This window comes from Dyadobacter sp. HNCC25DJ185, from assembly GCF_056895195.1.
This window is the reverse complement of the sequence record NZ_JBXHAR010000009.1, coordinates 315,477-331,029: the sequence shown is the minus strand read 5'-3', so window position 1 is coordinate 331,029 and position 15,553 is coordinate 315,477. Positions and strand designations below refer to the sequence as shown.

General features: G+C 47.0%; 9 protein-coding genes. 5 read left to right on the top strand and 4 right to left on the bottom strand.

Annotated elements, in window-relative coordinates:
• Nucleotides 1-28 precede the first annotated feature (28 nt).
• The 3 genes from AC1XUF_RS25360 to AC1XUF_RS25350 all read left to right on the top strand — a co-directional run bounded on the left by AC1XUF_RS25360 (nucleotide 29) and on the right by AC1XUF_RS25350 (nucleotide 8,146).
• Nucleotides 29-3,823 carry a T9SS type A sorting domain-containing protein gene (locus AC1XUF_RS25360; protein ID WP_483344657.1) on the top strand — a complete coding sequence of 1,265 codons (3,795 nt, stop codon included), beginning with the start codon at nucleotides 29-31 and terminating at the stop codon, nucleotides 3,821-3,823.
• A 24-nt stretch (nucleotides 3,824-3,847) separates the two neighbouring features.
• Nucleotides 3,848-6,715, top strand: a complete 2,868-nt coding sequence (locus AC1XUF_RS25355) for a DUF6443 domain-containing protein (protein WP_483344656.1) — start codon at nucleotides 3,848-3,850, stop codon at nucleotides 6,713-6,715.
• A 282-nt stretch (nucleotides 6,716-6,997) separates the two neighbouring features.
• Entirely contained in the window at nucleotides 6,998-8,146 is a 1,149-nt protein-coding gene (locus AC1XUF_RS25350; RefSeq protein ID WP_483344655.1) for a hypothetical protein, read from the top strand.
• Between the two features lie 30 nt (nucleotides 8,147-8,176).
• Here the strand turns inward: AC1XUF_RS25350 and AC1XUF_RS25345 are convergent, their stop codons facing one another.
• Complete coding sequence (locus tag AC1XUF_RS25345) at nucleotides 8,177-8,866, bottom strand: LytR/AlgR family response regulator transcription factor (RefSeq protein WP_483344654.1); 690 nt, start codon at nucleotides 8,864-8,866, stop codon at nucleotides 8,177-8,179.
• On the bottom strand, nucleotides 8,863-9,906 hold the full coding sequence (locus tag AC1XUF_RS25340) for a sensor histidine kinase (RefSeq protein ID WP_483344653.1): 1,044 nt from the start codon (nucleotides 9,904-9,906) through the stop codon (nucleotides 8,863-8,865). The genes AC1XUF_RS25345 and AC1XUF_RS25340 overlap by 4 nt, the downstream gene beginning before the upstream one ends.
• A gap of 197 nt (nucleotides 9,907-10,103) precedes the next feature.
• Between AC1XUF_RS25340 and AC1XUF_RS25335 the strand changes: the two genes are divergently transcribed.
• Nucleotides 10,104-11,456 (top strand): serine hydrolase domain-containing protein, encoded by a 1,353-nt coding sequence (locus tag AC1XUF_RS25335; RefSeq protein WP_483344652.1) that lies wholly within the window; start codon nucleotides 10,104-10,106, stop codon nucleotides 11,454-11,456.
• A 247-nt stretch (nucleotides 11,457-11,703) separates the two neighbouring features.
• On the top strand, nucleotides 11,704-13,311 hold the full coding sequence (locus tag AC1XUF_RS25330; protein WP_483344651.1) for a sensor histidine kinase: 1,608 nt from the start codon (nucleotides 11,704-11,706) through the stop codon (nucleotides 13,309-13,311).
• Nucleotides 13,312-13,385: 74 nt separating this feature from the next.
• Here the strand turns inward: AC1XUF_RS25330 and AC1XUF_RS25325 are convergent, their stop codons facing one another.
• The gene (locus AC1XUF_RS25325) at nucleotides 13,386-14,324 is read right to left on the bottom strand and encodes a sugar phosphate isomerase/epimerase family protein (protein ID WP_483344650.1); all 939 of its coding nucleotides are present in this window, start codon (nucleotides 14,322-14,324) and stop codon (nucleotides 13,386-13,388) included.
• Between the two features lie 39 nt (nucleotides 14,325-14,363).
• Complete coding sequence (locus AC1XUF_RS25320) at nucleotides 14,364-15,521, bottom strand: Gfo/Idh/MocA family protein (protein WP_483344649.1); 1,158 nt, start codon at nucleotides 15,519-15,521, stop codon at nucleotides 14,364-14,366.
• Between the last annotated feature and the right edge of the window lie 32 nt (nucleotides 15,522-15,553).

Here is a 15,553-nt window from a genome sequence, read left to right as displayed (position 1 = left end):
AGTCTGGAAAATCAAACTGAACTGAGCCATGAAATCACTGTTAATGGCGTGCATGCTGCTCCTATTGAATGCAGTAACGCTCTTCGCGCAAAAGCCGAACATGATACCTCCGTCTCCCGGTGCGGCAAGCTTTTCAAAGTACGGGGATATCCCTGTGAATTTGAGTACCGGAACTGTGTCCGTAAAAATCCCGATCTATTCGGCAAGGGAAGGTAATCTCGAATGGCCGGTGACTATTGACTATCAGTATAGCGGGTATCGGCCATCCGAGGAATCCAGCTGGGTCGGACGGGGTTGGTCGCTGCCGGTGGGCGTGATCACCCGAACCGTCCATGGCGGCAGGGATGAGGGTGGTTCGGGTTATGATGGCTATTTAATCACCGGTCCAACAGTCAAAACGGCTCTTGAAAACCGGGAGAACGATCTGGCAGTGGATTATAATTTTTTGACCCAAATCGCCAATGGAATTAAAGATGGGGAACCTGATATGTTTAATTTCTCGTTCGGCGGGATTGGTGGAAAATTCTTCTTCGGAACTGACGGAAAAATTTATAACACGACAGGCCAGGCCTTGGATATTCAGTACGAAATGTCTTTTCCGCTTGATCCTGGCTCAGGCCACAATTTCATCGGCAATACTTTCACCAAGTGGATCATCCGAACAGAAGACGGGACTAAATACATTTTTAGAAATGCTGAATACAGTTGGTCACTGGTTTCCGGCGAGGCTTTCGATAAATTCAAAAAAGCGATTTCCGCCTGGCATTTGTCAGAAATCATTGGTACCCACGGAGAAAGCATCCGGTTTACTTACACTGCGCCGACAGACAACTTTAAGAGAATTCAGGCCAGTTTCTCGCAACGGAAAGTTTTGCAGCTTCCGGATTTGGGCTCTCCTCCCAATTTCTTCATCAATGAAGAGAACAATGTTGTTGTTAAAAATTATTCCGAAGAAATAGCTCTCACAAAAATCCAGGGTAGCAATTGGGAGCTGCAATTCAATTCAACGCAGCAAAACAAGCAGGTTGATGGTGAAACCAGTTATTATCAAAGGCTCAGCCAAATTGTACTGAAGGACATCAGTAATCCGGCCAACCCGGTTCAGATCAAGACCTTTGATTTTACTTATGATCCGGTTGATCCGGAAAATCTCGCAAAGTTTCAGGAAAAAAACGGGGCAGCCGAAGCGAAGCCTTATACTTTTGACTATTATGGCAGCGCAAATACAGGGTTAACCAGGAGCATTGACAACTGGGGTTACTACAACGGTGTCGACAATGGCAACAATTTAATTGCCGAGTTTGGGGCGGACAGGCAGCCTTATCTGACCGGAACGCTGATGGGTGCTATGACGGCGATCCACTACCCAACCCAGGGTTACACCACCCTGGAATATGAGTTAAATACCCTCAGTTACGTCCAGTCCCTGGAATACACGACCACAAAGGTGACTTATGATCATTATGGGTTCGTCTGGCGCAAGACGTCCAATGGCCTTGACCTGATCCAGTCGCAACCGTTTTCATTGCCCGAGACCAGGGCTTTCGAATCCACATATAGTTTCGACTATGTGCCTCAAAACGCTCCCTGTAAACCATTGACACAAACGGGCTCCCTTGCCGCCGGGTCTTACACCGCCGCGAACTTCACGCCGCACCCTTGCATTGTTGCTGATATGCCTGTCAACGGCGAGATTGATATCCACATCAAAGTGAAAAAGATTGTGACGTTAATCAAAGGTGATGTGGGCGGCCTCAGGATTAAAAAGGTTTCGAATTACACGGGAGTGGGAGCACTGGCTACTGTCAAGGAGTATTTCTACGATAACTTCGCTGACGGGAGCCGATCGAGCGGGTCACTGGCGGATTCCATCAATACTTCAAGTGTCATTAAGAAGGTTTACCTGGATAATTCTGCATCCTCGGCTCAAATATGGAAGTCCGAACCCATTAACAGTATGAGTCTTACGCCGCTGATCTATTTTAATGTGGAAGAAAGGACGCAGGATAACAGACAACGGCATGCATTCACCTCCTTTGATTCTTATACAGACTATTATGGGATCATGATGGCAGGAGGCGGTTCCAGAATGTTCGGACCTATCGCAAGCTATGAATTCGCAAGAGGACTGCCTTCGGTGACCACTCATTATCGTACCGATCTGTCCAATAAAGCATACGAGTCCTTCAAAACCTATCCGGATATGGCAGAAGTCGTTGTCAATTCTTCACCAGCCATATATGCCGAGCACATTGCTTCTTACAATTCGCCGGGAGGGACTGTTTATGGCAACCCCGACAATAAAGAATATTACGTAAAAGGATACAGGGCCGTCGCCGGATGGGTCAGAAACAAAACCGAAGTGACCAAAGATTACGGAGCAAACGCTTCCTCTTCGCCGGTTATCGTGACAACCCATTTGGAGTATGCCAATCCAGAGCACCGGCAGCTTACCAAACAGCGGATTGGCCAAAGTGACGGCACCATTGAAGAGACAACATTTAAATATCCTATCGATTTTAAGAATACGCCGGGGAAGGCCGCATTCATTCAGTCCATGATCGATTCCAACATGGTTGCCTACCCATTGGAACAGACAACCGTTCTTGAAAAAGCGCCCAATGATAAAAAGGTAATCGAGGCTACTGTCACCACCTATAGATCATTTACAGGTAACCCGCGGAAGGCATTCCTGATCATGCCTTATAAACAATTCGGCTTCAAAGGGCTAAATGGTTCAATCGGGGTTAATTTTCAATATTACGCAGGCACAACCGACGAGACTGCGTCTGCTTCTTACCGGGAAAACATCAGGTACACCCATTACGATACGCAGGGAAACCCGCTGAGCCTGCTTTTTAAAGGGGTTGATAAGCTTTCTTATCTCTGGTCACACAACGGTCAGAAGCCGGTTGCCGAAATACAAAATGCCGACAATGCCGCTGTAAGCTCGGCCCTAGCCGGAACGAGTTTCGCGCAAATGGCAGCATTGACTGATCCTATAGCTATCAAAAACAAACTGGAGGATGTTCGCAACGGGCTTCCGGGTGCTCTGGTTTCCGCCTACGTTTATAACCCTTTGATTGGCGCAACCAGGGCCATTGACCCAGCGGCTAAAAACCTGGTTTACGAATATGATCCCCTTTCCAGGTTAAAGGCCATCAAGGACAACAGCGGTAATGTCCGTGCATCCTATTGCTACAACTACGCTGGACAGATCGTTGCCTGCGACTTGATTTCTGCAACCGGTGCCGTTTCTCCTCCACCGCTCACTCTGATCGGTCAGGTGGCACTCCCGGTTACACTTGTAAATTTTAACGCGATCAAGGAAAATAATTCTGCACTGCTATCCTGGAATACCACCGAGGAAACCAACAGCGAGCGTTTTGACATTGAGCGTAGCATTAACGGCAAGCAATGGGTGCGCATAGGGAGCGTAGATGCAAAGGGCGAAAGTAAAGGCCTGCAATATTATGCATTCCGGGACGGGAGTCCGGTATCGGGTGACAATTTATACCGCCTCAAAATGGTCGACCGCATGGACGGCAATTACGCCTACAGCAGGATCGAAAGCCTGCATTTCGATATGGAAACTTCCTTATTTCCCAACCCCTTGCAGCAAGGCGACAAGTTGAACCTGGAATCTTCGCAGTTCGAAAAAATAAGCCATCTGAAAATTTACGACGTACAGGGAAAAATGGTGCAGAAAGTGGACAGACCTGACCGGCAAATCAATATCGATCTACTTCCGGCAGGGGCTTACATTATTCAGATTACCGGTACCAACGGGGCTGTCACCACCCACCGTATTGTCAAACAATAACCACCCACACTTACCCTGGAAATTATGAAACATCATTTGATCTGCATTTTTTGGCTCGCCAGTGCCGTAGCATCAATTGCCCAGACGGCCAGCGAGAACTTTGTCCTTTCGAGGACTTTCAAGCAAACTGGCGCGTCAGTCAATGATATCAGCAAGGTCGACATTCAGGTCCAATATCTGGACGGGTTGGGGAGGCCTTCACAAACTGTTTCTGTAGGTCAGAGCACCGCAGGGACCGACCTGATTGTGCCTATCGAATATGATGCATACGGGCGTCAACCCAAAAACTATCTGCCCTATGTCGGCGGAGGCAATGGTGCTTTTCAGCAAAATGCCATTTCGACCTCCGCCAGCTGGTACCTTGCCAATACTGCTGGCCTGCAGGCAACGCCAACGCCTGCCGATAACGTGACCAGGCCCTATCATGAAACGGTTTTTGAAGCATCGCCATCAAACCGGATACTCAGCCAGGTGGCGCCAGGCACCAGGAGCAGGTCGGCCAATTTCACCTACAGCGCCAATTCAGATTCGGAAGTAAAGCTGTACAAGTACACCCCCAATGCGGATATATTCCAAACCATTTCATCGGGCGGCAACTACGCTGCCGGTACATTGTTCCGCAAACAAACCCTGGATGATCAGCAGTATGAAAGCATTGAATTCACGGATATCAAAGGCAGGCTGATTTGTAAAAAAGTCATTGCGTCCGGAAGCGAAACCCTGGCCACCTATTATGTATACGACGATTTTGGGCTTTTAAGGGCTGTTTTACAACCCCAATACCAGCAAGATGCCAATGCGGGCAATTACGCGTTTCTTTATGACTACGACGAGTATGGTAGGGTCATTGTCAAATACGTACCCGGAGGCGGTAAAACCGAATTGGTTTATGACATCTTTGACCGGCAGGCGATGTCGCAGGATGCCAACCAATTCGTGAGGGGCATTTGGGGATTTACCAAATATGATGCATTTAACCGTCCTGTCATGGCGGGAGAGATTGCTTCTGCGGCGGGCCGGTCAAGCCATCAATCGGCCTTCAACGCAAGTATGGCGCATCATGAGGATAAATCGGGCTCGGGAATTGGTTACACACTTGCCAATACGCTTCCTTCTGTGGCGGAAAACAATGTCCTGAAAGCGACATATTATGATGATTACACATTCCCGGCCAGCCAGGCGTATGTCAATGTATTGGCGGTGACCAACAACACCTCGGTGAAAGGTCACCAGACAGGCTACGGCGTGCGCATGCTCAATCAGGGCGCATCATGGTTGACAAATACGATTCATTATGACGCAGAATACAGGCCCATTCAAACCACACGGCAATTATATGATTTGGGGGCAACAGCCGCCGAGCGGATTTCCACCAAATACAAATACGATCTGGCCGCGGTGGTTGACCTTGAAAAAACCGAGCATTTGTTGGCAGGGACAGTTACCAACAGCTTGCTGAAAACCTTTACCTATGATCACGCAGACAGATTACTGAGTGTACAGGAAGATGTAACGGTCGGAAATAAGGCCAAGTCGGCCATTACCCTTGCCCAGCGCTACAACATCCTGGGGCAATTAAAATCCAGATACTTTCATGCCTACGCATCCAGCCCCACCCAATTCCGCCGCAGGACAGACTATGTCAACAATATCAGGGGCTGGCTGACCGAAGCCAGGACCTGGTACAAGCAAGGCAATGCCGAAACTCCCTTTTACGCTTTTGCCCTGAACTATGTCAATGTCCTTAATGCCGCCCAATATTCGTCTGGCAATATTTCGTCTATGCTGTGGAGCGGTCCGGATGAAAACACGATGACGAAAGGGCTGTCATTCACTTACGATGCCGCCAACCGGTTAAAAGGTTCTGCCGGGCTCGGCGGATATGCCGACATCGAAAACGGCATCAGCTATGACTTGAACGGCAATATCAAAAGCCTCGTGCGGACCGGTTCGGCTGTAGATAACCTCAGCTATGCTTACGCCGGCAACCGACTTTCGGCAGTCACGGACGGCTCGGGCAGTAATCTTGGCTTGAAGAGCGGGATCAGCAATTATGGCTACGATGCAAATGGCAACGTCACCAGCGACGGTAATAACGGCGCTACGCTTACTTACAATTATCTGAACCTGCCGAGGACAGTAACGATTGGCGCAAAAGCATTTGCGTATGATTATGACGCGGCTGGCACCAAGCACAAATATGCAGGCGATACCCTCACGCTGAAATACGCAGGCCCGTTTGCATACAATCAAGCCAATGCTTTTAAAAGGTTAGCGACCAGCGAAGGGCAAGTAGTTCTGAGCAAAGCAGATTCTTTGTCTTTTAACTACTATGTCAAAGACCATCTTGGCAATGTCAGGCTTGTGTTTGATGAGAGCGGAAAAATAATTCAGAGTACGGATTATTATCCTTTTGGTTTAGAAATTGACAGGAATAATCCGGTACAGACGGCAGCGGCTCGGAATGGGGTGAATCGCTATTTGTATAATGGGAAGGAGTTGCAGGTAGGCAGTGGCTTTCTGGATTACGGTGCAAGGATGTTTATGCCGGAGATTGCAAGGTGGGGTACGGTTGATCCGTTGGCCGAGAAAGGAAGACGTTGGTCACCATATAGTTACGCATTCAGCAACCCTTTGCGCTTCACTGACCCGGATGGTATGTGGCCGTGGGATGGACTTGTCGCATCATTCAAGCAATGGTTCAACACGCCTTTGACCAATGATCAACAACAGATTAGCAGAGCTGCAAGCATTGGCAATAGCCCGTCTAAAACACAAGGAGAGGCTTATAAAAATGCCTTGGTTACCGGATTAGCCCATGCCGTTTCGGGTGTGCACCATGCCGATCCGAAAGTGGGGTATGATCCTGAATCAATTTTTAACTATTTTTGAAATAGGGTCAGGCTTTAAGCGTCGCCCAACCCCGATTGAAAAGTTTACACAGTTAATGCGATAGTCCTTCTACAAAGGAACGCCACTCAACTTCCCCCATTACTTCCTAGTTACTACGAGCATTAAATATGCAAATATTTCATGCCGAAAGTCTGCGTATTTATATCGCTTAAATACACTATGTACCTATGGAATCAAATACGGCTATTACATACGATCATTACTGTTTCGAAGCTTAATTTTTCATTTTAATTGTCAGTTAAATAATAAAAAAACACGATCATGAGAATTCAGTTTACATGCTTGAACCTCGTAACAATTTTTTTGTTACTGTTTATTCAATTAATAACTAGTGCGGAAATTTTCGCCCAAGGCAAACTGGTCAATGGCTATATCATTACCAATCAAAACGATACCGTCCGCGGGTTAGTGAGGGACGAGGGCTGGATGGAAAGTCCCAGAATGATTTCGTTTAAGGCCGCTAATGAGGCAATGGAAATAAGATATTCTGCAAAAGATACCAAAGCATTTAGCTTTGAATCTACCAAGGCAATTTATAAGAGTAAAAAGATAGGCCTGTTAAATATTTCATTGGAACAGGTTTACACCACTGCGCCTTCACTGCAAGCCAAGGATTCCGCCCAGTTATTTTTACAGGAAGTGGTAGCTGGTAAAAAAGCATCATTGTACGAATATGTGGATGCGGCGGAGCAATCGCATTACTTTGTCGAAAAGAACAGTCAGCTGATGGAACTGTATAACTATCCGTTTCATAAAGAGGTCGACAACAGGAAGTATCTCCTGGTTTATGATGAATATAAAAGGCAATTGGCTGAGCTATCCAGCGACGCGGCCAAATTCAGAGTACCTGTTCCGGTCTATCAGGAAAGGCATTTGAAGCAGTATATTGAAAAATACAACCAATCGTTTTCTGATGATAGCCAAGTTTACAAGGCAGAAGACAATGGACTGACCTACGACCTGGATTTGAATGCCGGTTTGGAGAACTGGAATAGTTCACACCTTGATATGAAGAATAAGCTTACCTATGGTTTCGGGTTAAGAGTAAATCTGCCACGTAGATTTCAGAACCGATATTTTAAATTGAGCTTTTTCATGACACCAAACACAATCGTTCGCTATGATCAAAATTACTCCGCAAAAATCTCCCTGAAAACATTCGAGGTCGCATTTGGCAGTTATATGGGCTCGCGGAAACTTCGGCCCTACCTTGGGTTTCATTATAGCGGAGTATACCAGAACCACAGACAAATTTTCCTGGGAATGCAGGGCGGTATAAGTTACAAACGCCGTATCAACCTGGAAATAGGGCACTTTGCTAACTTCTATTCGGTGCTTTCAGAAACCAGCTTCTTTACGCCTCCTCGCATCAGCCTGCATTATATGATCAATCTGGGTTCGAGGAAGTAAGGTCGGCAGGCAATCGGTAGAGGTGCCTGCCTAAAATCTTTTCAGTAAATTTTCCCTGTAAACTTTCCCGATCGGTATTCGCTTATTCCCGACGGACACCTCGTTTCCTTCCACATATTGAATGGCGCTCAGCGCGACTATGAAGGATTTGTGGGTCCGGATGAATCGGGACTCCGGCAGCAGTTGTTCAAATTGGCTGAGCGGCTGCTTTGTGATAATCTTTTCGCCGCCCCGGTAAATGAAGATGTAGTTGCCGTAAGCTTCTACAAAGGAAATTTCATTGAAGAGGACTTTGGTTAGTTTTTTGTCAGATTTTACCATGACGAAGCCTTCGGTCGCCTCTTCCCTGGCCTCGGGCACCTGGACAGTCGCTGTTTTATTGATTTTTTCCGTCGCCTGTACAAACCGTTGAAACGAGAATGGCTTTAACAGATAATCGGTGACCGATAATTCAAACCCTTCCAAGGCATATTCGGGATAGGCGGAGGTGATGATGACAGCAGGATAGGTTTTCAACGACCTCAACATTTCGAACCCGCTGAAACGCGGCATGTTGATGTCCAGGATGATGAGATCAATGTTCCCTTTTTTGATCAGATCCATGGCCTCAAAGGCGTCTTCGCATGATCCAGCGAGGCTCAGATACGGCACTTGTCCGATGTAATGGGCCAGGATATCCCTCGCTATAGGTTCGTCGTCGGCGATAATGCAATGAATCATCTTGAGCTTAAATTAATTTTCAGATCAACTTCGTAGGATCCCGGCTCTCTCTGAATGGTCAGATGGTGCTTTTGAGGGTAAATCAAATTTAATCTTTTCCGCACGTTCGCTAGCCCGATCCCACCTTTGACACCTTTGCTTTTTTTCTCCGTCGGAAGCGATTCGTCCACTGAATTAAGAATTTTCAGATGCAGACTGCTTTCATCCAATGAAAACCGGATCTGAATAAAAGCCTTCTGTCCGCGCGGGGAAGAATAATGCTTAAAGCTGTTCTCGACAAAAACGATCAGCATCAGCGGTGCAACGGAGAGGCCGGTGGGATCGCCATTCAGGTCGAGTAAAATCTGGGTTTTGTCGTTCAGCCGGATCCTTTCCAGTTCGACGTAATTGGTGATGTATTCCAATTCTTTGGCCAGCGGAACGTAGTTCTGATTGGTATCATAAAGCGAGTACCGGAGCAGGTCCGAGAGCTTCAGCATCAGACCGGGCAGCTTTTTGGATTCCGTTACGGATAATCCGTAGAGGTTATTTAAAGTATTAAAAAGAAAATGGGGGTTCAATTGCGCTTTGAGCTGTTTGAGCTCCATTTCTTTTTGCTCTTTGTCCAGGACCACTTTGTCCAAAGCTATTTTGAAAGGGCTTGCGATGAGCGTAAAAGCAATCATGCTGAATGCAATATGCTCCTGCGTCCAGTCCACACGGTTTTCGACCTGAAAGAACAGATCAATGGCCGAGCCTGCCAGGTTCAGGAAATAGGGTAGCAGGAAGATCAGCAACACAACCTGGAACACGTACGCAACAAGTCCCAGAGGCCATTTTCCTCTCTTAAAAAAAGGTAACACGAGGTAATTTTGCGAATAGCAGGGGATAGCCAGTTCCAAAGTCTGCTGCAGCAGGATACAAACCAGCGATGCGCCGGTAAAGTTTTGAGGATATTCTTTTAACGCAATGTAAAGGAAGGTAACAAGTACCCAGAAGGCCAGCTGGGTGTAAATCGTATTCCTTTTATTGAATAATTCGGTCCAGTCTAGTTGGTTCATGGTATGAAGTAATCTCAACTTTCAGGAGAAAACAACTTTTGGGGATCAACATACAGATTCAGGTTACAAACATCTGAAAACAAGGTTATCAACGTGTACAGATCGTTTATCCCCCGGGGTAAGGGGTATAGCACTTTTATTTTCATGTGGTTTTTTCCAAAAATACATTTGAATCTGATCTTGAAAAAATCAATCCCATGAGAGCACAGATAACCTTTACCATCATTACGATCGCGTTGCTGATCAACAGCAATTGTTTTGCACAAAAAACGTCCGACGATACCCTGGAACGTTCGCTGCTTCACCATGTACCAGCCTGGATGGCGGAATATCACGTGCCATGCGTGGGCGTGGGTTTGATCGAGCATGGCAAAATCAAGTGGGTCAGGGTATTCGGGAACCTGCGGAAAGACTTGCCGGCATCATCCAACGCGCTTTTCAATATAGCTTCGCAAACGAAGCCAGTCGTTGCCATGCTGACGTTGCAGCTGGTCCAATCGGGATCATGGAACCTCGACGAACCCTTATCGCACTACTGGATTGACCCTGATATTGCCAACGACCCTTTTTTAGCAAAACTGACGACCCGCTATGTATTAAGCCACCAAACGGGTTTCCCAAACTGGCGGTCCAATGACGGATCCAATAGGCTCAAATTCGATTTCGAACCGGGAACCCGGTTTGGCTACTCCGGGGAGGGTTACGAGTATCTGAGGAGGGCATTGGAAAGCAAGTTTCATCAGCCTCTGGACCAACTACTTGATTCGTTGTTGTTCAAGCCATTGGGCATGGGCGACACGGGTTACTGGAGCGGGCATCTGGATAACGACCGGTTTGCTGTCTGGCATGACGGACAAGGAAAGGAATATGATATTTCCAACGAAACACCGGTAAGCGCGGCAGACGACCTGATTTCCTCGATTGGGGATTACTGCAAACTCGGCGTTTTTGCAATGAATGGTGCGAATCTTCCGCCGACACTTTTTGAAGACATGGTGAAGCCACAGGTGAAAATAAAAGACCAGTATTACCGTGGATTGGGTTGGGGTCTGGTGACGGGGTTGCCGGATGGCGGGTTCGCATTGGAGCATGGCGGGTCAGATGTGGGTGTGCGAACAATGGCTGTCCTGCTGCCAAAATCAAAAAGCGGCATTGTAGTCATGACCAATGGAGACAACGGGATGTTTGTTTACGACCGGATCATCAAGGCCGCACTGCCTTTTGGCCCAGAGATACTGGCGATTATGTCCAAGGCTCAGACTGTTCACGAAAGGGTCACGCTCCCCGATGCATTTATCCAAGGCTATACCGGAATTTATCAGCAAAGCAACGGAAAAGTAATGCGTGTTGAGAAAGAAGGCAATGCAATCAAAGTGTCGGGCGACGGACTGCCGACCGCAGTATTATTTCCGGAGTCAGAGAACAGATTTTTCTTACCTGACTATGACGTTCAACTGGAATTTCCCGACAGCAGTTGTTTGGTTCTTTATGAAGGTGGTAAGCAGGTCATGAAAATCAGTAAAGTGCACCGACTAAATAACGGTGAATAGAAATGGCAAGGAGAAATTATACCGGCTTTCTGTCCCTGGGACGGCCGGTTTTCTTGTTTCCGGCAAAAAGTGTTTGTCAGACCAGCGGTGCGTGCTTTTTTTCTCTTTCTCCGCGAGCCGTTTTTCATCATCGTTCTATTGTGTATCTTGATTGTTTTTTAGGTGATATACCGCCCGGAAGCCGGTAATACACCGCTCAAATCAGGGATAACACCCAAACAGAACATTCCTCTAGTCATGAATAAATATGAGCCCGGAAAATTCACTATGCGTAACCACCGCGGATAGCATCCGTATGTGCCAGACTGGCGCATTAGTTCAGCCTGCTCAGAAAGCGGACCTTTCACAACAGATCACCGGATTTTTTGAAGGAATTTTGAGTACCAAAAACTGGCCGGCGCGTTGGTATTGCGGCGACTGGACGGATTTTCATGGCTGGCTTTACATCATTTCCGACCTGCTGATATGGAGCGCTTACTTTTTGATCCCTGTGTTTCTCATGAAGGTCGCGCTGCAAAGGAGGGATTTCCCTTTTCCGCACACCATCTGGCTTTTTGTTGCATTCATTGTTCTGTGCGGCACCACACACTTTATCGATGCAATGATCTTCTGGATACCGGTTTACCGATTGAGCGCCCTGGTCCGGTTTATGACGGCGGTCGTTTCGGTGACGACCGTGTATTATCTATTCAAAATATTTCCGAGCATTTTGCAGATCAGGTCTGTGAGTGACCTTCAGAAGGAAATTGATGAACGCAATATTGTGGAGGAAAAGCTGGCCGCGAGTGAATTCCTGCTTAATGCCGCAGGCCAGGTGGGAAGGTTGGGCGGCTGGGAGTATGACCTCATTACAGGGCATTTCAACTGGACCCAAACGGCCAGGGATCTCTTTGAGACAAGCGAGAAGGAAATTGTGACCGAAATGGACTTGCTCAGGTTTTTTGGCGAACAGGACCAAATGACCATTAAGCTTGCTCTGCTCAACTCGGCTGAGATAAAAGCTTCGTGGGATTATGAAATGCAGATGTGTACCAGGCACAACGTCAAATGGGTACGCTTTTCCGGAAGCCCGGTATTTGATAAAAATAATGAAGTGACCAAAGTCCGTGGGGTGATCATGGATATCGACAGATATAAGACTTCGGAGCTTAATCTAATCAAATCAATCGATCAGATGGCCCGGCAAAACAGCCAGCTTAAAAACTTTACACACATTTTGTCCCACAACCTCCGAGATCATTCAAGCAACATTTCACACCTGGCTAATTTTGTAGATGAAGCGGTCCTGACCGAAAATAACCTGGATGTTTTTCAAAGGATCAAGATGGTTTCCGGACATCTTAACCATACTCTCGACGACCTTTCGCATGTGATCAAGATCAGGGAACAACGGATGGAAAGTGAGGATCTCAATATATTGGCGGTAACGAATCAAGTGTTGTCTGTACTGGACGACAGCCTCAAGGAAAGCGGCACTACGGTGGAGCTTAAATATGACTTCAAGACCATCATGTTTCCACAGGTTTATTTAGAAAGTATCCTTATGAACCTGATCTCGAATGGTATTAAATACAAAAAAGAGAATGTGCCTGCCCACATTACATTGAAGTTTTATCTCAATGGTAGTGGCGTAAAAGAGCTTAAATACACTGATAATGGAAAGGGCATTGACCTGGAATTACATGCTGAAAAGGTTTTTGGTCTTTACAAAACCTTCCATCAGCATAAAGATGCCCACGGTGTAGGACTGTTTTTAATCAAGAATCAGATTGAAGCGCAAGGGGGGCGGATACAGATTTACAGTAAAGTAAACCAGGGTACTTCGTTCAAAATTACCTTTAACGAGTACGCTTGAAAATGGCCTGAAGTGATCAATTATCGAGATCCTGTTCACGCCGAACCCCGCAGCCTCCCATGAACACGGATGTATTACCGATAGGTTTTCAAGGCAGTTTTGTCCCCTAGTTCTGTCAGTATCTTTTTCAGGCCTTCGATATTCATTTGGAGGCCAACTTCGGCATCTGGTGCGAATTCCTCATTGATAATGCCAATCGGACCTTTGTAGTTGCTGCTTTTAACAATCCTCATCATTTCCAGTTCTGCATCGCCCTGTCCGACGGGGACTACTTTTACAGGATTTCCTCTTATTAATCCGGCGAGATTCAAAGCCATCAGATGCGGGAGTATCTTGGGGAAAAACACGGGGAATGTTTCCAAATGTTCTTCGGCATGATGAAAATTATACACGATGCCAATGTTGGGTTTATTGAGGTACTGGATGATTTCCAGCTGATTATCGGGTTCGCCATACCAACCGCCGTGGTTATAAAGCCCGACGGAACATCCGATTTCGGCAGCTTTGTCTGCAATGTAGTTGACAATCCTGGCCGTCGCATTTACCTTTTCCTGTTGGGTCATCTGATCCAGTCCCGGAATACCGCCAACCATGCACCATATTTGTGTTTTCACCTTATGGCGTTTGAGGACATCCAGGATAGCAGCGAAATTTTTGTCTTTTTCCGGTTCCGGGCCGGAATATAACCAGAATGCCTGAAGCTCAATATGGTGCGATTTCAACGCATCCAGTTCTGCATCAAAAGTCGGGACGTGTTTTTCGCGCCAGTCATAGGCTAGTTTCGTAATGCCCAGCTTATTCAGCATTTCTGCCCGCTCCACAGGACCCCGGTTTTTCACATCGAAGGGCACAATGCACCATGCGATCAGGTTGTTTTTGGCATAAATCTCCTTGGTACCCCTTTTATTTTGAGCCAAAACACAGACCTGAACCAATGATAACAGGACCAGCAAAGTGAATGGTCGACAGGCTTTTTTTGCCACGCCAAATAGAAATCGGATTGCTGGGATCATTGGTTCTGGTCTTTAGGGTTTGAAAAATAGCAGGTCGGTTTATAAATAAACCTGTTGTTTTGTTTCTGCGGACTGGATACCAGCCTCCAATACGCGGATGATCTTTAGGCCGTCGGAAAAATCCGGCTTTATGGGCGTATTGTTCTCAATAGATTCGATGAAATCCACTACCGCGTGCACGAAAGCATGTTCGTAGCCGATGATATGCCCCGCCGGCCACCAGTTATTGGCATAGGGGTGCACAGATTCGGTCGCTAGAATGGTTCGAAAACCCTGATCACCGTCTGCGTCTTCACGTGAAAAATATTGCAGTTCGTTCATTCTTTCCAGGTCAAACGTAAGGCTGCCCTTGCTTCCGTAGATTTCAAATGAAAGCCGGTTTTTCCTGCCGCTGGCAAATCGGGTAGCCTCAAATGAGCCGATCGCCCCGTTTTTGAAATGAACCATCATCAATGCCGCATCTTCGACCGTTACTTCCCCAAATTCGGTTCCTTTGGATGCGGCGGATAAGTTACCCGATGTATTTTCATCGGCGATGGGCCGCTCTTTGACAAAATTGGTGGTAGTGCAGGAAACGCTGGCGATATCCCCGACCAGAAAATGTGCAAGATCAACGGCATGCGAGTTAAGGTCCCACTGGGGGCCGGCCTGGGCGGTTTCTTTTCGCAATTGCCAGGTTAACGGAAAGGATGGATCGACGATCCAATCCTGCTGATAGGCGCACCGCCAATGAAAAATCCGACCGATCTTCCCGTCTTCCAGCATTCTCTTGGCGTGGGCGATCGCGGGCGTTCTCCTGTAATTGTGGTTAAGATAGTGCCTGACGTTATTTTCCTCGCATACTTTTAACATTTCTTCCGCCTGAGCACTGTTCATGGAAAGTGGCTTTTCGCAAAAGATATGTTTGCCGGCCCGGGCGGCTGCAAGGGCAATTTCGTAATGCAGGTTCTGAGGCAATGCAATGTCGACAATATCGATATCGGGCCGCGCGACCAGTTTTTCCCAGTCGGTTTCGGTTTCTTCCCAGCCCCAGTTTCTTGCAAATTCATCAACTGATGCCTTGTTTCTCCCGCATGCTGCTTTCAAAACCGGCGTTGCGGGCATATCAAAAAACAGGGGTGCTTTTTTCCAGGCATTGCTGTGTGCCCTGCCCATAAACTTGTAACCTACGATACCTACGTTGAGCTCTTTCTTCATTAAAAAATGGATAATTAATTGTGTTCCGTGCA